Source organism: Glutamicibacter sp. BS14 (assembly GCF_056934375.1).
In genome coordinates this window covers 3,465,536-3,487,357 of sequence record NZ_CM167801.1, presented here as the reverse complement: position 1 = coordinate 3,487,357, position 21,822 = coordinate 3,465,536, and the positions used below count along the sequence as shown (strand labels likewise).

General features: G+C 61.5%; 13 protein-coding genes. 9 read left to right on the top strand and 4 right to left on the bottom strand.

The genetic code is table 11. The annotated features are described in order from the left end of the window. Nucleotides 1-4: 4 nt before the first annotated feature. The 3 genes from AC1Z36_RS16475 to AC1Z36_RS16465 all read right to left on the bottom strand — a co-directional run bounded on the left by AC1Z36_RS16475 (nucleotide 5) and on the right by AC1Z36_RS16465 (nucleotide 2,878). A complete protein-coding gene (locus tag AC1Z36_RS16475; RefSeq protein WP_483561469.1) occupies nucleotides 5-676 on the bottom strand; it encodes a TetR family transcriptional regulator in 672 nt (223 codons plus the stop codon). Between the two features lie 114 nt (nucleotides 677-790). Beyond that, nucleotides 791-2,167 (bottom strand): dicarboxylate/amino acid:cation symporter, encoded by a 1,377-nt coding sequence (locus AC1Z36_RS16470; RefSeq protein ID WP_483561468.1) that lies wholly within the window; start codon nucleotides 2,165-2,167, stop codon nucleotides 791-793. A 246-nt stretch (nucleotides 2,168-2,413) separates the two neighbouring features. After that, nucleotides 2,414-2,878, bottom strand: a complete 465-nt coding sequence (locus AC1Z36_RS16465; protein WP_483561467.1) for a DUF2975 domain-containing protein — start codon at nucleotides 2,876-2,878, stop codon at nucleotides 2,414-2,416. A 189-nt stretch (nucleotides 2,879-3,067) separates the two neighbouring features. Here AC1Z36_RS16465 and AC1Z36_RS16460 point away from each other — a divergent pair, with 189 nt between their 5' ends. Then, nucleotides 3,068-3,457 (top strand): VOC family protein, encoded by a 390-nt coding sequence (locus AC1Z36_RS16460; RefSeq protein WP_105657125.1) that lies wholly within the window; start codon nucleotides 3,068-3,070, stop codon nucleotides 3,455-3,457. Between the two features lie 53 nt (nucleotides 3,458-3,510). Here AC1Z36_RS16460 and AC1Z36_RS16455 read toward each other — a convergent pair whose 3' ends face one another. Then, the gene (locus AC1Z36_RS16455; protein WP_105657126.1) at nucleotides 3,511-5,178 is read right to left on the bottom strand and encodes a DUF885 domain-containing protein; all 1,668 of its coding nucleotides are present in this window, start codon (nucleotides 5,176-5,178) and stop codon (nucleotides 3,511-3,513) included. A 351-nt stretch (nucleotides 5,179-5,529) separates the two neighbouring features. On the opposite strand from AC1Z36_RS16455, the gene AC1Z36_RS16450 reads away from it, so the two are divergent. Genes AC1Z36_RS16450 through AC1Z36_RS16415 form a run of 8 tightly spaced genes read left to right on the top strand, consistent with a single transcriptional unit; the run spans nucleotide 5,530 to nucleotide 21,814 of the window. Next, nucleotides 5,530-11,724 (top strand): Ig-like domain-containing protein, encoded by a 6,195-nt coding sequence (locus AC1Z36_RS16450; protein WP_483561466.1) that lies wholly within the window; start codon nucleotides 5,530-5,532, stop codon nucleotides 11,722-11,724. Nucleotides 11,725-11,773: 49 nt separating this feature from the next. Further along, the gene (locus AC1Z36_RS16445; RefSeq protein ID WP_105657128.1) at nucleotides 11,774-12,784 is read left to right on the top strand and encodes an AAA family ATPase; all 1,011 of its coding nucleotides are present in this window, start codon (nucleotides 11,774-11,776) and stop codon (nucleotides 12,782-12,784) included. Continuing rightward, nucleotides 12,784-14,103 (top strand): DUF58 domain-containing protein, encoded by a 1,320-nt coding sequence (locus AC1Z36_RS16440; RefSeq protein WP_483561465.1) that lies wholly within the window; start codon nucleotides 12,784-12,786, stop codon nucleotides 14,101-14,103. The genes AC1Z36_RS16445 and AC1Z36_RS16440 overlap by 1 nt, the downstream gene beginning before the upstream one ends. After that, nucleotides 14,100-16,454, top strand: coding sequence for a DUF4129 domain-containing transglutaminase family protein (locus AC1Z36_RS16435; protein ID WP_105657130.1), 2,355 nt, complete (start codon nucleotides 14,100-14,102; stop codon nucleotides 16,452-16,454). Before AC1Z36_RS16440 ends, AC1Z36_RS16435 begins: the two co-directional genes overlap by 4 nt. Then, entirely contained in the window at nucleotides 16,445-17,542 is a 1,098-nt protein-coding gene (locus tag AC1Z36_RS16430; RefSeq protein WP_105657131.1) for an RDD family protein, read from the top strand. The genes AC1Z36_RS16435 and AC1Z36_RS16430 overlap by 10 nt, the downstream gene beginning before the upstream one ends. Further along, nucleotides 17,539-18,363: a PP2C family protein-serine/threonine phosphatase gene (locus AC1Z36_RS16425; protein WP_105657132.1), complete on the top strand. Its 825-nt coding sequence runs from the start codon at nucleotides 17,539-17,541 to the stop codon at nucleotides 18,361-18,363. The genes AC1Z36_RS16430 and AC1Z36_RS16425 overlap by 4 nt, the downstream gene beginning before the upstream one ends. Beyond that, nucleotides 18,360-20,258 (top strand): FHA domain-containing protein, encoded by a 1,899-nt coding sequence (locus tag AC1Z36_RS16420; protein WP_105661755.1) that lies wholly within the window; start codon nucleotides 18,360-18,362, stop codon nucleotides 20,256-20,258. The genes AC1Z36_RS16425 and AC1Z36_RS16420 overlap by 4 nt, the downstream gene beginning before the upstream one ends. After that, the gene (locus AC1Z36_RS16415; protein WP_105657134.1) at nucleotides 20,255-21,814 is read left to right on the top strand and encodes a serine/threonine-protein kinase; all 1,560 of its coding nucleotides are present in this window, start codon (nucleotides 20,255-20,257) and stop codon (nucleotides 21,812-21,814) included. The genes AC1Z36_RS16420 and AC1Z36_RS16415 overlap by 4 nt, the downstream gene beginning before the upstream one ends. Nucleotides 21,815-21,822: the final 8 nt, after the last annotated feature.

Below are 21,822 nucleotides of genomic sequence, written 5' to 3'. Positions count from 1 at the left end.
GAGCTTAGATGTCCTTCAAGGTGCTAGTGCTGGTCAGCGGCAAGGCGGTAAAACCCTGGTCAAGGGTTTTCATGGCCTGGGTAATCAAGGAATGGAAGACGGAGATGAGCTCGGGGGAAATATCCAGACCGTGAGTTTCGGTAGCTGGCAGACGCTCGATCCACTCATCAAATGCTGCTTGGCCTGCGCCGAGCAGAGCATGGGTAAAGACTCTGATGGAAAAACTGTCGGCCTGCGGATAACGGCGGGCGACTTTTTCGATGACTTCCGTGGTGGCTGTCCGCCATTCGTTCATCGTGGAGGGGAAGCCGCAGTTGGCTTCTTCCGTTCGCAAGAATGCACCAAACTGGGCCACTTGCCCGAGCATCTGCGACACGTCATCAGACTTGAGCGATTCGATGATCGCTTCGACCAGAGGCATGGAGTCGGTCAGGTCGCTAATGGAATCCACCATGGTTCCCAGAACCTGGTGCAGGGGATAGGAGAAGACCGCATCTACTGATGGAAAGTAGTTGAAGAGTGTACGGCGCGAAACACCGGCCGCTTCAGCGATCTGCGTAGCGGTAAGCGCCGTGGCAGAACCGTTGCGAAGCAGGTCCGCGACGGCTTCAACGATGGCCTGTTTCGTTGCTCGTTTGTTTAGTTCGCGGCGGGTGCCGGTACTCGGGGAAGTCACATAACTTACACTACGTGCAAAGTTGCACCCTGTGCAAAGTAAATCCGTGTGACCTTAAACCGGAAAGCGGCGCACGAGCAATAGTGCTCGTGCGCCGCTTTCCTTCAGCAATGCCTACTTGGTTGCAGCTGCCTCAGCATCTGCCGATGAGATGCTTTCATCAGCGAAGGGGTTGCCATTGCGTGGTGCGTTGTACATGTCAATGTCCAAGATGCCCTCGCGCTTGGCGACAATGGTTGGAATCAGTGCTTGGCCGGCGACATTTACCGCGGTGCGGCCCATATCAATGATCGGGTCAACGGCCATCAGCAGGCCAACGCCTGCCAGCGGCAGGCCCAGGGTGGAAAGGGTCAGCGTCAGCATGACGATGGCGCCGGTAGTGCCTGCGGTTGCTGCCGAGCCCAATACGGAAACCAGCGCAATCAAGAAGTAATCGGTGAGGGACAGTTCAATACCGAAGAACTGGGCAACGAAGATTGCTGCGATCGCCGGATAGATGGCAGCGCAGCCGTCCATCTTGGTAGTCGCGCCCAGCGGCACTGCGAAGGAAGCGTAGCCCGAAGGCACCCCGAGGTTGCGTTCGGTCACGCGCTGGGTCAATGGCAGGGTGCCAATCGAAGAGCGTGAAACGAAGGCCAGCTGCACTGCAGGCCATACACCCGAGAAGTACTGCTTGATTGACAGGCCATGTGCGCGGACCAGTACCGGGTAGAGCGCGAATAGCACCAGTGCCAAGCCGACGTAGATCGCAACGGTGAACTTGCCCAGTGCGCCAATAGTGTCCCAGCCATAGGTGGCAACAGCGTTGCCGATCAGGCCAACCGTGCCGATCGGCGCGATGCGGATGATCCACCAGAGGACCTTCTGGATGATCGCCAGGATAGAGGCCGAGAACGCGAGGAATGGTTCGGCCGCCTTGCCAACCTTGAGGGCAGCGACGCCCACGGCGATGGCAATGACCAGTATCTGCAGGACGTTGAAGCTGATCGAGGTGGAAGCGGTTGCTTCATCAACCAGCTTGGTGCTCGCGCCCAGACCCAGGAAGTTGGCTGGGACCAGGCCAGTGAGGAAGCCGAGCCAGTCGCCGGTCTTGCCATCGTATTCATCTGGCATGCCCTGGCCGGTATTCGCTCCGGGGCGGAAAACGGTGCCAAGAACCATGCCGATGATTACCGAGATCAAGGCAGTGATGGCAAACCAGAGCAGGGTCTGCCACGCAAGGCGTGCCGCATTGGTGACCTTGGCCAAATTGGCAATTGAGGCGACAACCGCAAAGAAGATCAGTGGGATCACTGCAGTGCGCAGCAACGCAACGTAGCTGGAACCAATGATCGACAGGGCTTCACCCAGCCCGTTGGGTTCCTCGGCGGTGCTGCCGGTGTACTTGGCTAGGAGACCCAGTAGAAGACCAGCAATCAGCGCCGCAATGATCTGCGGGCCGAAATTGGTCATCCAGCGTGGAAGCTTAGATGAAGGCGCGGTAGTAGACATGCGTTCAAGATTAGGGCGCTTTTCTTCGCCGGCGGCAGTTTATGTTACGCAACATGACGGTATTTCGCCGTTTGTGCTTTATTGCACTGAAAAGCGGTGTCTAGGGTCACTGGACCGGCGAAATGGCGCACGATTTGTGCGAAGACTTCGGTGCGAGGACACAGATCTTCACATGGGAATTTTTGGCTCCGTGCCATTGTTGCTGGACTAATCGCCGCGACTGTGCTTGAAGAAGCATCGCTCACTTCACGCAGTTTGCTTTCGTATCCTGGACGCGAGCATGCCGCGAAATGCGACCAGCAAGCAAGTGGCAGTTCCTCCCAGTGCCGCCCCGCCGGCAACGGCAAGGACGACACCGGGACCGCCGGCGCCGATAAACCCCAAGAGGTGAATTCCCAGCCCCAGGACCAGCAGGGTTGCTGCAGCGGCGGCGCAACTGGCGATGCTGAACCAATGCAGTGAGCTGGCCTGGTAGAAGGTTCGGCGCCGAAGCTTCAATATGAGGATCCAAAAACAAATCAGGGCAATCTGCAGGAAAACAAGCCCGGCCGTCACTGCGCACCGGTACGGGGTCGCCAGATGGGCCACTTCGGGATGAATGTAGGTGGTCTCCTCGATGAACATCGGCAAAATCAGCACTTGGCCAAGGAGCGCCCCGAGGAAGATTGCGATGAGCGCGATTCGGGCGGGTAAAACTGCGAGACTGGTCATCTAATGATTTTCGGCTATTATCTATCGTTAATCAATAATTTCTTGTTGTTTTTCCCTGGAATATAGAGCTGGGCTCTTCAGTGCTGCTTCCGTGATCTTGACCTGTCGGAACCATATGGAAAGGTAGAAGCCAGCAAGGCGTGGGAAATCCCTGGTTGCTGCATGGGCCGGAACTGAAAGAAGGAAATAATGCGGGTTTATATCACTAGTGTGTGCGTGGATGATCAGGCGAAAGCTAAAGCGTTCTATACCGAGGTGCTGGGCTTCAAGGTCAAGCACGATATACCTGTGGGCGAATACAGCTGGCTGACCCTTGTTGCAGCGGACCAGGAGCAAGGTCCTGAAGTGCTTCTGGAGCCTTCAGCACACCCTGCCGTTGGGCCGTACCGTTCAGCACTGAAAGCAGACGGCATCCCGGCAACTTCCTTTGCCGTTGATGATGTCCAGGTGGAATTCGAGCGTCTTAGCTCACTGGGCGTGAAGTTCACGCAAGAACCGACGGATGCCGGACCCGTCGTGGTTGCGACCTTTGATGACACGTGTGGCAATCTGATCCAGATTTCCAGCTACAAGGGATAAAACGAATGGCGGTCCTGCCAATAAGCAGAACCGCCAAGCCGATTTCCTGGAGGCTACTTCACCAGGGCGCGCTTCAAGGTATCCAGGCCAACTGAACCGAGCTTCAATGCCGCGGTATGGAATTCCTTGAGCGAGAAGTCCTCGCCCTCGGCGGCCGCGAGATCGTCGCGGATCTGCTCCCAGAGCCGTTGGCCGATCTTGTAGGACGGAGCCTGGCCTGGCCATCCCAAATAGCGGTTGTACTCGAAGTCCAGCTGACCCGTGGACATGTCCAGATTCTTCTCCAGGAACTCATAGCCGTTTTCGGCGTTCCAGGTGCCGGTGCCCCACTGTGCAGGAACTTCCAAGCCCAGGTGAACTCCTATATCAAAGACCACTCGCGCGGCTCGAATGCGTTGCGCATCGAGCATGCCCATGTAATCGCCCGGGTCATCGAGGTAGCCCAGCTGGTGCATGAGGCGTTCGGAGTACAGCGCCCAGCCTTCGCCCTGACCGGAAACCCAGCACATCAATCTGCGCCAGCTGTTGAGCGTGGAAGCCTGCATTTGGGCTGTACCGATCTGCAGGTGATGGCCGGGAACGCCCTCGTGATAGACGGTGGTGAGCTCGGCCCACGTGGTGAATTCATCTTCTCCAGGCGGAACCGACCACCACATCCGTCCCGGGCGGCTGAAGTCTTCTGATGGGCCGGTGTAGTACACGCCGCCATCCTGGGTCGGAGCGATCATGCATTCGATGCGGTCCATTGGCGCCGGGATGTCAAAGTGCTTGCCCGACAAGTCCGCCATGGCCTGGTCAGCCTTGCCCTGCATCCACTCCCGCAAGGCGTCGGTGCCTGAGAGCTTGCGCGCCGGATCCTCGTTGAGGATCTTCTTGGCTTCCTCGATCGTGGAGCCCGGCTTGATCTGCTGGGCGACGCGCCGCTGCTCGGCGATGATGGCATCGAGTTCGCCGACGCCCCAGGCATAGGTCTCTTCCAAATCCACTGCGGCGCCCAGGAAACGGCGGGACATCAGCGAGTAGTACTCTCGGCCCACCGCGTCTTCGGCCGGTGCCTGTGCCAGGAGTTCATCTTGCAAGTACGCGGTGAGTTTGCGGTAGGCCTTCTTCGCGGCTTCGGCTCCGGCTTCCAGCTGTGCTTGCAAAGTGGTATCCACTGCGGTGCCGGAGGTGGCCAACTGGTCGAAGAATCCGCCATCCTTGGCGTAATCGGTGGTTTGCGTGATCACTATGGACACTTGGCGCTGCGCCGCAACCAGATCATTTGAAGCGGAATCACGCAAAGATGCGATGTAGCCGTCAATCGCAGCCGGAATGTTGGACATTCGCTGGGCGATGAAAGCGTAGTCCTCGGAGGACTCCTGCGGCATCAAATCGATGATTGAGCGGATTTCCTGTGCCGCGCTGGCGATATTGTTCAGCTCGGTGCGCCCGGTGAACAGGATTTCCAGTTCGAGGCTCAATCGCTCGGTCATCGCGTCAAGCGAGACTTCGTCAATTGCGTCGACCGCAGTGGCGTTGGCCAATGCGCCCAAAGTCTCCCGCAGTAAGCTGATCTGCTGGGTGGTGCCAGCAGGGGAGTAGTCGCCATAGGTGGTCTCGTAGCCTGGCAAGCCAAGGGAAACTCCCCATTCCGGGGTCAGTTCAAGGGACTTGACGAAGAAGGCTTCGGCGATCTGGTCGATTGCCGAAGGCTCGCGGTGCGGTGCAGAGGATGTCATGTAACTAACAGTAGTTGATATGAAAGATTTGTTGAAGACTTTTGCGCAGGTTCGTTCTGAACTGCTTCCGCGGTCGTCTAGCAGGTGCTTCCAGGCGCGGGTTATGCCGCTGGACCTGCCGAAAAGGAATCAAAGGGCATCTGCGGTCGCATAGGCGGTTCCCGCTGATGAAGATGAAGCACGCGAATTGTCTTGCGTTGATGAATCGCCCAGTCAGTGCCCATGGGGAGAACTCTCCATGGCGGAGGTTTTGTCAGTTCGTTAGAATTGGAGGGCGTTGAGTCTGGCTATGGGGAATAAGGCCGGATTCTGGCGCACACTCGTACCAGCAAACCAAGGACTGACCTCTAGATGGCCAAAGCCGCTTCGACCGGATGGACCGGACTGCTCAAAAGCACCGGGTTCAAGGTGACTGCGATCCCAGTCGTGGCGGCCCTTGCCGTCACCGGCGCCATTATCTATCCGGGCTTCGAAACAGCTGACGTGGAACTCAACGACGGTGGTGTCTGGGTAGTCAATCAGTCCGAAGGCAAGATCGGGCATGTCAACTACCAGTCGCGCACCATCGACGGTGGCGTTGCCACCCCGCTGGCCAACTATGACCTGGTGCAGCATGAAGAAAGCGTGCTGGTACGCAACCTGGAACAGGCCTCGCTGACCACTATTGACCCCGCGATGGTGCAATTTGCTGGCGATAACAACCTGCCAGCCAACTCATCCTTCTCCTTCGGTGCGTCCGTTGTCGCCGTCACCGACGCGGAACACGGAACTGTCCAGGCCAGCAACCTCGAACAGATTGCCGATTTCAAGGGCGAAGGCGCCGAACCGCTGATCGAGTCCAAGGGCGAAGTCGCCGCCGTGGTTGGCGCCGACGACACCATCTGGGCCGCAGACCTCAGCGCAGGAACCCTTTCCAGCTTCACCCTGGACGACGATGGGAAAGCCGAACTCGCCCAGGAATTCGAAATTCCGGAACTGGCCGAAATGAAGGAGCCGCAGCTTTCGTCCGTCGGCAAGATCGGCGTGGTCTTCGATGAAGCCACCGGCGAACTGGTCACCTCGGAGGGCAACTCCGCAATTCTCGAGAATCCTGCCAACGCCCGGATCCAGTCTCCGGGCCCGGCAGCCGAGAACATTGCTGTGGCCCTGGACCAGTCGCTGGCAACGGTGAGCCTGTCCGGCAAGGTCACCAACTATGAGCAGCTGGAAACCGCTGGCACCCCTATCCAGCCGGTGCGCGTGGGAACGTGCACCTACGCGGCCTGGCAGACCAGCGGCGAGTATCTGCGCTTCTGCGATGACCCGGCACATAACCAGAGCACCGCAATTCCGGAAATGCCAGAAGGCGCTGAACTGGCGTTCCGCGTCAACCGGGACGTGGTCGTGCTCAACGACGTGCATTCGGGGCAAGTCTGGTTGGCCAATGAAGGCATGGAAATCGTCAGCAACTGGAGTGATCTGGAACCGCCTGCTGGCAAGGGCGAAGCCAAGGAAGAAGAAACCAAGGAAATCACCGACGCCATCGAGCTGCCCAACCGCACCGAGGAAAACAAGAAGCCGATCGCCGAGGACGACAGCTATTCGGTACGCCCCGGCCGCACCACCTTGCTGCCGGTGCTCTATAACGACGTGGATCCGGACGGCGATTTGCTGACCGCGAACCTGGAAGGCGCTGCGCCCTCGGTAGGTGCCGTGCAGCCGGTCCATGACGGCACCGGATTCCAGATTGTGGTCCCCGAAGATGCCAGGGGCGGCGCGAGTTTTTCCTACACCACCAAAGACGGCCGCGGGGGACAGGACACCGCGACCGTCAAGCTGAACGTGGTGGACGATGAAACCAACAAGGCTCCGGAACAAAAGCGCACCACCGTGCTGCGCGTGCAGCAGGGCGAGTCAGTCAGCCACAACGTGCTCGCTGACTGGACCGACGCGGAAGGCGATGACCTCCGCTTGCTCGGTGGAACCTCCGATGGCGATGACGTGATCCGCGTCCAACCCGATGGCACCTTGACCTTCCAGGATGACGGAAAGAAGCTGGGGCAAAAGGAATTGGCCATCCAGGTTTCCGACGGGCAGGAGGGCACCAAGGGCCGGGTACTGATCGAGGTCTTGGCCGACGCCACCGTGAAACCGGTGACCGCGACCGATCATGTGGTGGCCAATATCAATGAATCCGCCAGTTTCTCCCCGCTGGACAATGACACTGATCCCAGCGGAGACGGACTGCGGCTGGCCGGGGTGGATGATGTTCCCGGGTTGGAAATCAAAACCAACGCACAGACCGGAACCGTGACCGCGCGCGCCGAACGCGCCGGAACCTACTACGTTGAATACATGGCCACCAACGGCCCGGCCAGCGCCCCGGGCCTGGCCCGCATCGATATCAAGAAGCCGGAAGAAAATGCCGAGGATCCGATCGCGGTACGCGATGTCGCCTTGCTGCCTGCCGGCCAGGATGTACTGGTCAACGTGCTGGGCAACGACACCGACCCGGCCGGTGGCGTACTGGTGGTAACCGGCGTGCAGACCGCCAGCGACAAGCCGTTCTCCACCTCCGTAGAACGCAATACCTTTGTCCGCATCACCGACGTGCGCGGCCTCACCGACCCGACCACCATTAGCTACACCGTGTCCAATGGCTCTCGTGAAGCGACCGGTTCCATCCGCGTGATTCCGATTCCGGCACCACCACGCATGGATCCGCCGCAGGCCAACCCGGACACCGTCACCGTCCGCGAGAACGACGTGGCCACCGTCAAGGTTCTGGAAAACGACATCCACCCGAACGGCGGAGAGCTGCTCTTGCGTCCCGAGCTGGAAGAAGCTGATGATCTGGGAGAAGGGTCCCTGATCTCGGTTGCCGACGAAACGATTCGATTCCGCGCCGGCGACTTTGGCGGCAAGGCCAAGCAGGTTTCCGCGGTCTACACCGTGGCAGGACCTGATGGCCAGGAAACCAGCGCCAGCGTCACCTTCAACGTCCTGCCCGAGGCAGAAGCCAATGACCTGGAAAAGAACACCCCGCCGAACCCGGAACCAGTCACCGGGCGGGTCTTCGCCGGCTCCAGCACCAACGTGCTGATCCCGATTGACGCTATCGACCCCGATGGCGACTCGGTCTCCCTCGTGCAATTCGGCGATTCTCCGCGCATGGGCACCGCGAAGATCCGCGGGGCCTCCATCGACTACACGGCCAACCCCGATGCCTCGGGCACCGATGAATTCAGCTACGTGGTGGAAGACCGTTTGGGTGCCCGCGCCACCGGCACGATCAAGATCGGCGTGGCACCGCTTGCCGAATCGAATAATTCCCCGGTTGCCGTCAACGACTTCTTGACCGTGCGCCCCAACCGCCCGGTGGCGGTGGACGTGATGGACAACGACACCGACCCGGATGGCGACCCGATCGCCTTGATGAGCGAAGTCTCCACCGAAGCCAGCACGGAGGTGGAAGTCATTGACGGCCGCGTCACCCTGACCTCGCCCCCGGAAGACGGCAACGTTTCGGTGCGCTACATGATTTCCGACGGCCGCGGCGGTACCGCGGCGGGCACGCTGAGCATCAGGTCCGATCCAGAGGCCCAGCTGCTGGCGCCCATTGCCCGCGATGACCGGGTTTCCTTGGAAGAAGTCATCGGCGATGAACAAGTGACCGTAGATATCTTGCGCAATGACGAGGACCCGGATGGCAGCTCCAGCGAATTGGAGATCAGCTTGCCGGATAACCCGTCTACTGCCCAAGTCACCGAAGATGGCCTGGTCGTCACCGCCACCGAGGACGCGCAGATCATTGCCTACACCCTGACCGACCCCGACGAACTGGCTTCTACTGCCTTCGTCCATGTGCCAGGCACCGCTGGAGCACGGCCAATCCTGCGCAGCGGGCTGAATCTGCAGGTCGAGGCGGGACAGGTCCTGCCACTGAACCTGGATGACCTGGTCCTCGTCCGCGAGGGACGCACCCCGCGCTTGACCACCGAAGAGTCGGTGGCCTCGATGCCGCAAAACGACGGCGAGCTGGTCAAGTCCGCCACCGAGCTTTCCTTCCGTGCACCGGTCGATTTCGACGGCTCGGCTACCGTCAGCTTCGAAGTCACCGACGGCACCGGCCCCGACGATGAAATGGGCCTGAAGTCCAAGCTGACCCTGCCAATCAATGTCACCCCGGCTCCACGCCAGGATGATCCCGACGAGCGCCAGAACCAGAACGAAGAAGGCCAGCCGGAGGAGGAAGAGCCAGAGGAAGAGGAAGAAGAGCAGCCGCAGGAGGAGAACTTCGCTCCGACCCTGCAGGCCAATGCCTTGGCCGTGGGCCAGGGCGAGGAGCCAGCCTTCCTGGACCTGCGCATGGCCGCCAACGATGCCAATGAAGACGACGTTCCGAAGTTGAAGTTCGCCATCTCTTCGGTGGATATCCAAGGTGTCCAGGCCGAACTGGTCGAAGAGCATAACCTGAAGGTCAGCGCCGGAGCTTCGACCCCGAAGGGCACCACCGGTACCGTCACCGTCACGGTCAGCGACGGTGTGAACCCGCCGGTTCCGGCCGCCATGAACATCACCGTGACCGGCTCGGTCCGCGAGCTGCCGGTAGCTGTGGCCGATAACGTGGCCGATGCGGCCCAGGGCAAGACCGAAGTGGTCGATGTGCTGGCCAACGACCACAACCCGTACGCGGATGAAGGCCCGCTGCGCCTGATCAACGCCCGCGCCCTGGAAGACACCGGGGAAGTGGAAACGAGCGGCGACAAGGTATCCATCACCCCGAAGGACAACTTCGTGGGCACCATGCGGGTGGAATACACCATTGGCGATGTCACCGAAGACGTGGCACGCAACGTCATCGGTACCGTGACGCTGAACGTCAAGGGCGCCCCGGAAGCCCCGGGCCTGCCACGCGTCCAGTCCACCGGGGATGAGAAGGCTGTGCTGCAGTGGGATCCACCGGCCAACAACGGCTCGCAGATCACCCACTACACCGTGACCGGCGGCGGGCACACCCAGCGGTGCGCCACCACCACTTGCACCATCACCCCGCTGGCCAACGACACCGTATACAACTTCACGGTGACCGCCGCCAACGAGATCGGCCAGTCCCCGGCCTCGGCGCCGTCAGCCGATGCCCGACCGGACGTGGAACCCGAACAGCCTGCCGCCCCGACCGGCACCGACGGCGACCAGCAGGCGGCCTTCAAGTGGACTGCCCCCGCCAGCCGGGGTTCGGCCATCCAGAGCTACACCTTGGAGATCTCCCCGGCACCGGCCAACGGCGTCACCCAGGTCACCGGCATTACCGGCACTTCCTATACCTGGAAGGGCCTGAAGAACGGCACCGATTACCAGGTCCGCGTGCGTGCGGTGAACAAGGCATCCAAGCCATCGGCCTTCAGCGCCTACTCGGCAGCCGTGACCCCGGCTGGCAAGCCGTTCAAGCCGTCCGCCCCCACCGCGGCCCGCAAGGAATCCGCGGTGGATGGCGGCGTGGTCAACGTCGCCTGGAACGCACCGGGCACCAATGGCGCACCGATCACCGGCTATGCCCTGCGCGTCTACAAGTCCGGAACCCTGGAGAAGACCATTGGCTCCATTGCTGCCAACCAGACCAGCCAGTCGGTCACCGGCCTGAGCACCTCGGGTTCCTACACCTTCACCATCGCGGCAACCAACCGCAAGGGCAGCTCGGAACAGAGCTCGAATTCGGTGGCGGTGACCCCGTACGGGCGTCCAAAGGCCGTGTCCAGCGTGAGCGCCAAGGCCACCGGCGCCAATCGCATGGTGCAACTGGGCTTCCAGGCTCCTGCGGCCAACGGCTCGAAGATCACCGGATACCAGTACTCCGCCGATGGCGGAGGGTGGCAGTCCTTCGGCGGCCCCGGCTCGGTGATCGACACCGGTTCCAACGGCACCGCGCATACCTGGCGCGTGCGTGCCTTGAATGCTGCCGGCCCGGGAGACCCCAGCCCGGCCAGCAACCAGACCAGCGCCTACGGTCCGCTGCGCGATAACGCGAAGATTTCCTCGTCGCATGGCGATAATTGGATTTCCTTCAGCTGGAATACAGCCGCCGGCGAATCCAACGGACGCAAGGTCACCCAGACGGTAGCCATTGGCGGGTCTAACACGGCTAACGACGGTACGGAGAAGGTCAGCAACCTGGGCTACTCCACCAGCCGCACCCTTAAGATCGTGGCAACGGATACCGAAGGCCAGAGCAAGTCCTGGTCCAAAACGGATCAGACCAATCCTAAGCCGGCCCGTTCGGTGAAGCTGTCCGAAGGACCGTTGTACAACGGCTACGCGAACTCCACCTGCCCGCCGAACTGCTACAAGTACCACGTGGAGCTCTACGACTTCGACCCGGGCACCCACACCTACCTGGCGCAGTGCTACCACTCCAAGGGAATGTTCTCGGATAATTACGTGACCTTCAACGTCGACGGCAATGGCCGGGCCTCCAAGGACTTGCCATGCGTGATCGAATCGGGATATGCCCAGCCGTACTTCGCGAAAATCGACGGCACGGAATCCGACCGGGTTAATTTCAGATAAGCGCGGCATCGGCCGAGCATCAAGACGTACAGAAAGAACAAACACTGCCATGACCATGAGCACCGAGCAGGCCAACTGGTTCTGCGATACCTTCGCCAAATTGGTGTCCAATGTCGGACTGTCCGTGCTGGGCAAGGACCAGGCCATCAAGCTGGTGCTAACTGCCATGCTCACCGAAGGGCACGTGCTGCTCGAAGACGCACCGGGCACCGGCAAGACCATGCTGGCCCGCTCGCTGGCCGCCACGGTGCGGGGCAGCAACTCGCGCATCCAATTCACCCCGGACCTGTTGCCCTCGGACGTCACCGGCATCACCATCTACGACCAGCGCAGCGGGCAGTTCGACTTCCACCATGGACCGATCTTCGCCAACCTCGTGCTGGCCGATGAGATCAACCGCGCGTCTCCAAAGACCCAGTCGGCGTTGCTGGAAGTCATGGAAGAAGGGCGGGTCACCGTCGATGGCACCACCTACCCGCAGGCTCGCCCGTTCATGGTGATTGCCACCCAGAACCCGATCGAGCAGGCCGGTACCTACCGGCTGCCCGAAGCCCAGCTGGACCGTTTCCTGATCAAGACCTCCATCGGGTATCCGGACCGGGAAGCCACCGTGGCGCTGCTTTCGGGCAGCACCCAGCGTGACCGCTCGACCGCGCTGAGCGCCATCATCACTACCGAAGCAGTGGTGGAAATGGCCGAGCTGGCAACCACCGTGCATGTGGACACCGCCGTGCTGGAGTACGTCGCGGCGCTGTGCGAAGCGACCCGCGAAGTTCCGGAAACCCGTTTGGGAGTTTCGGTCCGCGGAGCCCTGGCGATGGTGCGCGCGGCCAAGGTGTGGGCTGCCAGCCAGGGACGGAACTACGTGCTGCCGGATGACATCAAGGAATTGGCGCCCTATATCTTCACCCATCGCCTGGTGCTGGACCCGGAAGCGGAATTCACCGGCACCACCTCCGCCCAGGTCATCACCTCGGTGCTGCGCAAGGTCCCGGCCCCAACCCGTCGTGGCAATGAAGACTCCGCTCCGGCCGCCGGCAAGGACCAGGACGATCATTAATGAGCAGACGAGCTAAGCGTTCTGCACGGAGCACCAGGCTGAATCGCAGGGCCGAAATGTCGCTGACCATGGCCAGCGAAGCAATGCAGGTGCTGCGCGAATACCTGCGCCCTGCAACATCGCGGGTCAAGGAATTCAGCACCCGTTTCCTCGCACCGGTCACCACGGTCATTTCGCCGCTGGGCTTCGTGCTGCTGGGTACAGCGATTCTCCTGTGGATCCTGGGCGCCAGTTTCGGCTGGCAGGAGGCCCTGCTCGGCGCCTTCATGGCCACCTTGCTGCTGCTGGCTTCCGTGGGATTCATCCTGGGCCACAATGATTTCAGCGTGGACCTGGACCTGCACCGCACCCGTGTCGCTGTGGGGGACCGCGCCGTTGGCGCCCTGCAGGTGGCCAACCAGGCCTCGCGCAGCGCAGCGCCGGTGATGATGGAACTTCCGGTAGGCCATGGTGCCGCCCAGTTCCGGATCCCGCGCCTGGAGCCGCAAGGAACGCACGAAGACCTGTTCACCATCCCGACCCAGCGCCGCCAGGTGCTGGAGGTGGGGCCGGTCCGCTCGGTCCGCCAGGACCCCTTCGCCATTCTGCGCCGGCAGGTGAAATGGACCGACCGCTACGAGCTGTTCATCCATCCGCGCACCACCGCGCTCGATGGCTCCTCTGCTGGTTTCATCCGCGACCTCGAAGGCATGCCCACTTCGGATCTCTCGAACTCCGATGTGTCCTTCCACGCCCTGCGCGAATACCAGGCAGGAGACGACCGCCGCCATATCCACTGGAAGTCAACGGCGCGTACCGGTGAATTGATGGTCCGCCAGTTCGAAGAGACCCGGCGTTCGCACCTGGCACTGAGCCTGAGCACCAATCTGGACGAGTACTGCGAGGCGCACGCAGAGGAAGATTTCGAACTGGCTATTTCGGTCGCTGCCTCCATCGGGCAGCAGGCAGTGGCGGAACAGCGCAAGCTGGCCATCGTGACCCAGCAAGGTCCGGTGCGCACCGACAGCGGCCGCATGATGATGGACTCGCTGACCCGCATCGAAGCAGCCGCTGGCCAGCGCGAGAACCTGGTGCAGGTGGTTCGCCACACCGCCGATATCGTGCCCGGAGCGTCGGTGCTTTTCTTCCTCACCGGCACCAGGACCAGTGCAAAGTCGCTGCGTGAAGCCTGGATGCATGTGCCTGCCGGAGTGCGCGCCATCGCTATCAGGTGCGAGACCGGCATGGAGCCGACGCGCTCGAACATTGGCGAGCTGACGGTACTGAGCCTGGGCAAGCTGGAAGAACTCGGCTTGATGCTGCGAAAGGCCGTGGCATGAAACAGTCTTTGCCCCTCTGGCGCTTCGGCGTTGACGCGATCTGTCTGGGATTGGCCCTGGTCCTTGGTGCCCTGGGTCTCCTGGACGCCTACGGCGCGAGCTTGAACTTCATCCTGGCTGCCGTCGGCGGAATTGTTGCCGGTCTTGCATTGGCCTGGGCCAATGTGCACTTCAAGCTGGGCACGTGGCGGACCATGGCCCTGTTCGCACTGCTGTACCTCGTGCTGGGCACCCCGTTGGCGACTCCACGCGAGGCTGCCTTCGGAATCTTGCCCACCGGGCAATCCCTGCGCACCTTGCTGACCGGCCTGGTCTTCAGCTGGAAAGACATGCTCACCGTGGCGCCACCGGTAGGCTCCTACGGCGGCGTACTGATCGTGGCCTTCCTTTCCGCGCTGCTCACTGCACTGCTGGCCGGCTTGGCGGCCTGGCATTTGCGCTCGCCGTATTGGACTTTGCTGCCGCTGCTGGCGATGTTCGTGCTGGGTATTGTTTTCGGCACCCGCGACGTGCCGATGCCGATCGCCCGTGGCGTCGCCTTGATTGCGGTATTGGTCGGTTGGCTTGCCTGGCGGCGCTTTATGGACACGCGCATTTCCGGCGGATTCAGCTCGCTGAACCACGAGCAGCTTGACTCCCATGGCGGCCAGCAGATGTTGCTGCGCCGCATCATTGCCGGAGCCCTGGTGCTGGCCGGAGCCGGCGTAGCGACCGCCGCGGCCACTCCGCTGCTGGCCCCCGAAACCCCGCGCCAGGTGTGGCGCGATGCGTTGGAACCACCGGTGGATCTCTACGATTATCCAAGCCCGCTGACGAGTTTCCGCAAGTATGTGAAGACAATGGCTGACGACACCCTGCTGACCGTCAAGGGCTTGCCAAAGGGCGAGCGCATCCGCTTGGCCGCATTGGATTCCTACAACGGCATGGTCATCAACGTGGATCCTTCCGCTGGTGGCAGTTTTGCCCCCGTGGGTGATGCCAGCGATATTCGTTCTGCCCAGACGCTGGAAGGCCGCGAAGCGGCTGAACTTGAAATCTCGATCCAGGACTATGAAGGGGTGTGGGTTCCTTCCGGAGGCAAGCTCATGGGCTTGGATCTGGCCGGCGGTCGTGAAGATGAACTGGCCCGTTCCCTGTTCTACAGCGATACCTCTGAAAGCGCGCTGAGCTCCATTGGCCTGGAGAAGGGCGATGCCTACACGGCTAAGGTGCTCTTCCCCGCCAAGCCGAGCGATGACCAGCTCAATGAACTGGATTTGGCGCAGTTCCGCATGCCAGAGCTGGCCAATGTGCCAGCCACGGCGGGAGCCAAGGCCGCCGAATTCACCGGTACGGCACGCGGCGACCTGCAGCGCGTGCGGAGCATTGAAGCCATGCTTTCCGGAACCGGATTCTTCTCCAACGGCACCGAGGGCCAGGTTCCCTCGCTCTCCGGGCACGGAGCGGGACGTATCACCAGCCTGCTCGATGCCGAGCAGATGATCGGCGATGACGAGCAGTATGCTGTCGCGATGGCGCTGATGGCCCGCGAGCAAGGGATCCCTGCGCGCGTAGTCATGGGTTTCTACCCGGAGGAATACGCGCCGGGGAAAGCCGTTGAAATCAAGGGGTCCGATGTTCATGCCTGGGTGGAGATCGCTTTCGAGGAAATAGGCTGGGTTGCTTTCAACCCGACGCCGAATGAAGACGAGCAGCCCACTCCTCCGGAACAGGAACCCAAGGCTGTGCCGCAGCCGCAGGTGCTGCAACCGCCACCACCGGCGCAGGAAGAAGCGGATTTGCCTCCGCAAACTGCACCGGAGCCGCAGGAAGTCGAAGAGGAACCGAAAACCTTCTGGGAACGCTGGGGCCAGGTCATCATTGTCGCCGGCATTTCGCTGGGTTCGGTGCTGCTTGTGCTCTCGCCGCTGCTGCTGGTTGCCTTGCTGAAGCTGCGCCGCAGGCAGAAGCGTTCTCAAACCGGCAGCGCCGGTGACCGCGTGAGCGGTGGCTGGCAGGAATTGCTCAGCCATGCCACTGACCACCGAATCGCGACTGCCAGCGGTGCGACCCGGCGGGAAAGTGCCGGCGTGCTGGCCGACGGTTTCCCGACGCTGTCCAGCCCGGTGCAGTCGCTGGCGCAGCGTGCGGATGCGGCGAACTTCGCGCATGAAGAACCGACCGAAGAGCAAGTGCGGAAGTACTGGGAGGATGTCATTGCGCAGACCCAGAAGATGCAAGAGCCGCTGGGCTTCTTCGGCAAGATGCGGGTGAAATACTCTCCACGCTCTCTGATACACGAGTTGGCGGCTAAAACGGTCACCACGGCACGAACATTGCAACGGAAAAACAGGAGCAAGCCATGGCGGTAAAAATGGACCTGGTAGATGCCCGAACTGCGCAGCGGCTGCTTTCGTGGCTCGTCGACTTCCTGCCAGTACTGGTCCTCTCGGCTATTTTCCTGCCGATGATCGGATCCAGGATGGTGAACTCGCTGGATGCGCCGCAGATCATGGGCGAGATCGCCGGAACGTACATCCTGTACGGCGTCCTGGCTCTGGCCTACACGGTGTTCTTGTGGTGGTGGGAAGCTGCTGCAGGCAAGAGTCTTGGCAATGTGCTCCTCGGGTTACGCACCGCTACTGTGTCAGGCGAGCGCCCGGGCTGGGGTAAAATCATTATTCGCCGTTTGCTGATAGCCGTCGCGGGTATCGTTCCGATCCTGGGACCGGTGCTGATGGTGATCTCCAACCAATTCGACGCGAACGGCAAGAAGCAGGGATGGCACGATAAGGCGGCCGGGACGCTGGTACTGGATATCAAGGCTGGACGGGATCCGCTGACTACCGGTGGTACCGGGGGACCGGGGTCTTTCGCGCCTGAGCAGCAGTATGCTCCGGGCCGTCGCTTCGTGGGCGAACCAGAAGAAGAGCCCGGCAAGTCCTCGGGAGTCATCGATTCGGTGCCAGGCGCCGTGCGCGCCAATGCGCCTGAGGCGCAGAAAGCAGCTCGTCCCCGTCCTGCCTCGCAGCCTAAGCCGGAGGCGAAGATCGTTGAAGTCCCTTCGTCCAAGTCCGGTGGTGACCCGGATGCAGATCTCGGTCACACGCAGATTCGTTCGCAATCGCCTGATGCCTTGCATCTGCTCTTTGACGATAGCCGGTGCCTTGACCTTGCTGGCAGCATCTTGATCGGACGCAACCCTTCCTACGCAGAGGGCGATGCAGGTGTTCACCTGGTCGCGGTGGATGATCCGGAACGCACCGTCTCCAAAACGCATCTGCTGATCGAGCCGGGCGTAGGCAGTGTCTGGGTTACGGACCGGGATTCGGGCAACGGTTCTTCCATTGTCGATGAAGACGGAAATGTGCGCGAACTTGTCCCGGGCAAGCCGGAGCAGGCAATGATTGGCCATACGGTGTACTTCGGTGACCGCTACTTCCAGGTGGAACGTCCGTGACAGATACTAGCCCGGCAGCCAGCCTCAGATTCAGCCACGGCCAGGCAACGGACCGTGGACTGCGCCGCGCCTTGAACGAGGACAGCTTGCTGGCCTCGGAACGGTTGCTGGCCATTGCCGATGGCATGGGCGGACATGAAGCCGGTGAAATAGCTAGCGCCCTGTGCCTCAAGATCCTGGGTGCGGGATTCCAAGACGCCGGCACCAATCTCGATCCGGAAACCCTGGACGCGCTGCTGCTTGAAGCTGACCGCAGCATTGTGGAGGCAGGCTCCGGCCGAGCCGGAACCACACTCACTGGGGCCGTGCTGATTGATGCAAGGACCTCCAGCGGGCAGGAAGAACAACCCGAACTGCTGGTGTTCAATGTGGGCGACTCGCGCACCTACCTGTGGGCCCAAGGATTGCTGCAACAGGTCAGCATCGATCACTCCGAAGTGCAGGAGCTGATGGATATCGGCCAGCTGGACGCCGCGCAAGCGGCCACCCATCCGCGCCGGCACGTCATCACCCGCGCATTGGGGATCAACGCCAACAGCCAACCCGATTACTGGCTGGTGCCACTAGCAGGGCACGAACGCATTCTGGTCTGCTCAGATGGGCTGAGCAGCGAAGTCGGCGACGCCGCAATCCAGGAGATCCTCACGCGTTTCCCGGATCCGCAGCAGGCGTCCGAGGAACTGGTCCAAGCGGCCATCGACGCCGGAGGACGAGATAATATCAGCGTGATCGTCGCCGACGTGCAGTATGGGCACCCCGATGATGTTGGCATTACAATCCCACGCATATCGACCACGAGCCACCAAGAGGAGAAATCATGAACGGCCTGAGTTACATTCCCGGAGACTGGTACGCCCTGGTGAATAACCAGCACATCGTCCTGCTTCCTGCCAGCGCCAGCGCCGAACAGGTCAACGTTTTGTGGTCCAACCTCGTTGGGAAGACGACGGTGGAAGCACTGCTCTCAGAGCTGTTGCCGCTTTACCAGATGAACATTGCCGAGCTGCCGAACTTCGCTTTGGTTTCCCGGGACAGGGCACCGCATCTGGTCTTGCGGGGAGCCCCAGAATTTACCGCACGGACAGCTGCCGGTGACGAGCTGGTCAGCGGTGCCGGCATTGCGACCTGGACCGAACGCAAACTTGGCGAGTCGAAGTCATGGACTTTGAGCACCGGTTCGGCGAATCCTGAAGCTGCGTTCGCGCTGCCAATTAGCGAAGGCATTGTTCGAGTATCAAGCCTTGAGTGGGGCACCGAAGGGGACGCCGCTGCTGGTGCGCCCGCCGGTGCCGCATCCAAATCACCTGCCACCCCTTCTGCTCCGGCCAAAGCAGCTCCAAGCGTGATGGCGCCTGCCGCCGCTGCGGCCAAGCCTGCTGCGGCTCCGGCAAAGGCGCCAGCGCCAACTGCGGCTAAGCCTGCTGCTGCGCCCGCGCAGGCAAAGGCCCCCGCAGCAACGGCGGCTAAGCCTGCGGCGGCCCCCGCTGTTGCCAAGCCGGCGGCTGCTCCGGCAAAAGCTCCAGCGGCAGCGAAAGAGCCAGCGCCAGCTGCGGCTAAGCCTGCGGCGGCCCCCGCTGTTGCCAAGCCGGCGGCTGCTCCGGCAAAAGCTCCAGCGGCAGCGAAAGAACCAGTGCCAGCTGCGGCTAAGCCTGCGGCGGCGCCCGCGCAGGCAAAGACCCCCGCAGCAACCGCGGCCAAGCCTGCGGCGGTGCCCGCGCAGGCAAAGGCCCCAGCGGCAGCGAAAGAACCAGCGCCAACTGCCGCCAAGCCGGCATCCGACCCGGGCGCCGCCGCGCCGTCCAAAGAAGCAGGAGATCCCAAGGGCCCCGCAGCTGTGTTGGCACGAGCAGCCAAGGCAGCCGACGCGGCCAAGGTATCTGCACAGGGTGCCGGGGATGAGCAGACAGATGGCACGGCAACGAGTTATGCGCTGCCGCCGACCGAAGTCTCGGAAGAAACTCAGGATCCAGCACAATACGAGCAGGAAGCCTACTCGGAGGAACTATCGCTGGGCGGACAGCTGCTGGGCGCCAGAGGTGCAGCAGAGACCGTCTACGATACCGGCCAGGGCGATGATCTGGACACGATTATCAAACCGCGCCCGGGAAGTCCTGCCTCTTCGGCGCGGCCGGTTGAACCAGCCGACGACGAGCACACGATCATCCGCGGCTCCAGTGTTCCGAAATCCAGCGCCGCTTCAGGTTTGGACGCCAAGGACGGCACCGAAAATTCGGTGTCGCTGAATGAATTCATCTTGGCCCGCTCTTGCTCCAAGCGGCATCCCAACCCTCCAACTGCCTCGACCTGCCGGGAATGCGGCGAGCGCCTCACCGGCCAAGCGCAGCAAGTTCGCAAACCGGCCATGGGGCGCATGATTGTCAGCGATCACGGTGGCGCCCGCGAATACGCCCATGAACTGAACCGCTCGGTGATCCTGGGGCGCCAGCCAAGCGCAGCAGCCATCAAATCCGACACCGAACCCCGCCTGCTGAAGGTGGAAAGCCCAAGCGGTGACATCTCCCGCTCGCACCTGCATGTGCGAGTGGAAGGATGGCATGTGCAGCTGGTTGACCTGGGTGCGACTAATGGCACCGTGCTCCTGCGCGAAGGGCAGCGGCCACGGCGCCTGTCCCGGCACCAGGAGATCATGCTGATCAACGGCGATGTTGCTGATCTGGGCGATGGCGTGAGCATACGCTTCGAGGATCTGCCGTGAGCCTGCGGCGCGCGCCAGCTCCGGCACCGCAGATCCCGGGATTCACCTACGTCAAGCCGCTGGGCACGGGCGGATTTTCCGATGTCTACCTGTACGAGCAGCACCGGCCCAACCGCAAGGTGGCGGTGAAGGTGCTGCTGGCGGATGTCAGCGATGAGGAAGCCCGCCAGCGATTCGAGGCGGAAGCCAACTTGATGGCCCAGCTGTCCACCCATCCGTATATTGTCACGATCTACCAAGCGGAGATCACCGAAGACGGACGTTCCTATTTGGCCATGGAGTATTGTTCCCGGCCTTCTTTGGACGTCCGATACCGTCGTGGCGTCCTGAGCATTGATGAAACGCTGTCCCTGGCGATCCAGTTGTGTTCAGCGGTGCATACTGCGCATCTTGCTGGCATTGTGCATCGCGATATCAAGCCGGGAAACGTGCTGACCACCGACTACAACAGGCCGGCGCTGACCGACTTCGGCATCTCGGGAACTATCGGTTCACACACCGCTGGGCTTTCGGTGCCATGGTCCGCACCGGAAGCCTTCGGCGATGGCATGCCTCCGGGTGTGCGCATGGATGTGTACTCGCTCGGTGCCACGATCTATACGATCTTGGCCGGGCATTCGCCATTCGTCCGTCCTGGACAGGATAATTCGCAGGCAGTACTCATTGAGCGGATTTGCAATACGCCGTTGGTGCCGTTGGAACGGCTTGATGTTCCTGAATCATTGAGCCAGGCGCTGGCGGTAGCCATGGCGAAGAACCCGGCGTCGCGATTCGGCTCGGCTGCCGAACTGGCCCGCTCGATGCAACGAATCCAGATCGAGCTGGGCTTCTCGGTCACGCCCTTTGAAGTACTTGAAGAACCTGCAGAAGCGGTTGACGAAGATCACGGCGAGAGCACTCGCGTTCGCAATGTTACTTCGATTAGCGATGCGCAGCGTCCGCTGCCTACCCCACCGATGATTTCCTCCGTTCCCGGGCAACGGCTGCGGCAGGCAGGACCGTCAGTTCCAATACCGCGGCTGGAAATGCCGAAGGATTCCATTTCGGCTCCGGGCCAGCAGAGCGCAGCTCGAGGCGAATCAGGAACGCCGGTGGACGCGCCGGCAGAACCGAAGCCGCGCCAGGGCCTGCCGAAGGTCTTCATCGCAGTGGGCCTTGTGCTATTTCTCCTGGTTGGCGGCGCTGTCATTGCCAACATGTACTTGCCGGACCAAAATGCTGCACAGCGTTCTGGCCCGCCTATTACAGCGACGGACGGGCCCAAGGATGCATTGGTTGGCGGCACTGTGCCGAAGGTGGATAATTTTGCGTACTCCACGGTCGGAGAAACTGTAACTTTCCGTTGGTCCAACCCAGAACCGAATAAGGCAGACCATTACCGGTGGGCTCCAATTACCGCCACGGAAACGGGAGAATACAAGCAGACGATGTCCCCAAGCGCCACTACCGAGATCGGGAAAGGCGGACAAACCTGTATCGAGGTCAAGCTCGTGCGCGATGATGGACGTATCTCGGATGGAGCACGGTTCTGCACCGCCGCAGGTTCAGGAAAGTAGGCAAGAGA

What these genes read in the sequence shown, in the direction of transcription:
- AC1Z36_RS16460 (WP_105657125.1), top strand. Translation starts at nt 3,068, where the DNA reads ATGCGGGTTTATATCACTAGTGTGTGCGTGGATGATCAGGCGAAAGCT.
- AC1Z36_RS16455 (WP_105657126.1), bottom strand. Translation starts at nt 5,178, where the DNA reads ATGACATCCTCTGCACCGCACCGCGAGCCTTCGGCAATCGACCAGATC.
- AC1Z36_RS16435 (WP_105657130.1), top strand. Translation starts at nt 14,100, where the DNA reads ATGAAACAGTCTTTGCCCCTCTGGCGCTTCGGCGTTGACGCGATCTGT.
- AC1Z36_RS16465 (WP_483561467.1), bottom strand. Translation starts at nt 2,878, where the DNA reads ATGACCAGTCTCGCAGTTTTACCCGCCCGAATCGCGCTCATCGCAATC.
- AC1Z36_RS16440 (WP_483561465.1), top strand. Translation starts at nt 12,784, where the DNA reads ATGAGCAGACGAGCTAAGCGTTCTGCACGGAGCACCAGGCTGAATCGC.
- AC1Z36_RS16450 (WP_483561466.1), top strand. Translation starts at nt 5,530, where the DNA reads ATGGCCAAAGCCGCTTCGACCGGATGGACCGGACTGCTCAAAAGCACC.
- AC1Z36_RS16420 (WP_105661755.1), top strand. Translation starts at nt 18,360, where the DNA reads ATGAACGGCCTGAGTTACATTCCCGGAGACTGGTACGCCCTGGTGAAT.
- AC1Z36_RS16430 (WP_105657131.1), top strand. Translation starts at nt 16,445, where the DNA reads ATGGCGGTAAAAATGGACCTGGTAGATGCCCGAACTGCGCAGCGGCTG.
- AC1Z36_RS16470 (WP_483561468.1), bottom strand. Translation starts at nt 2,167, where the DNA reads ATGTCTACTACCGCGCCTTCATCTAAGCTTCCACGCTGGATGACCAAT.
- AC1Z36_RS16445 (WP_105657128.1), top strand. Translation starts at nt 11,774, where the DNA reads ATGACCATGAGCACCGAGCAGGCCAACTGGTTCTGCGATACCTTCGCC.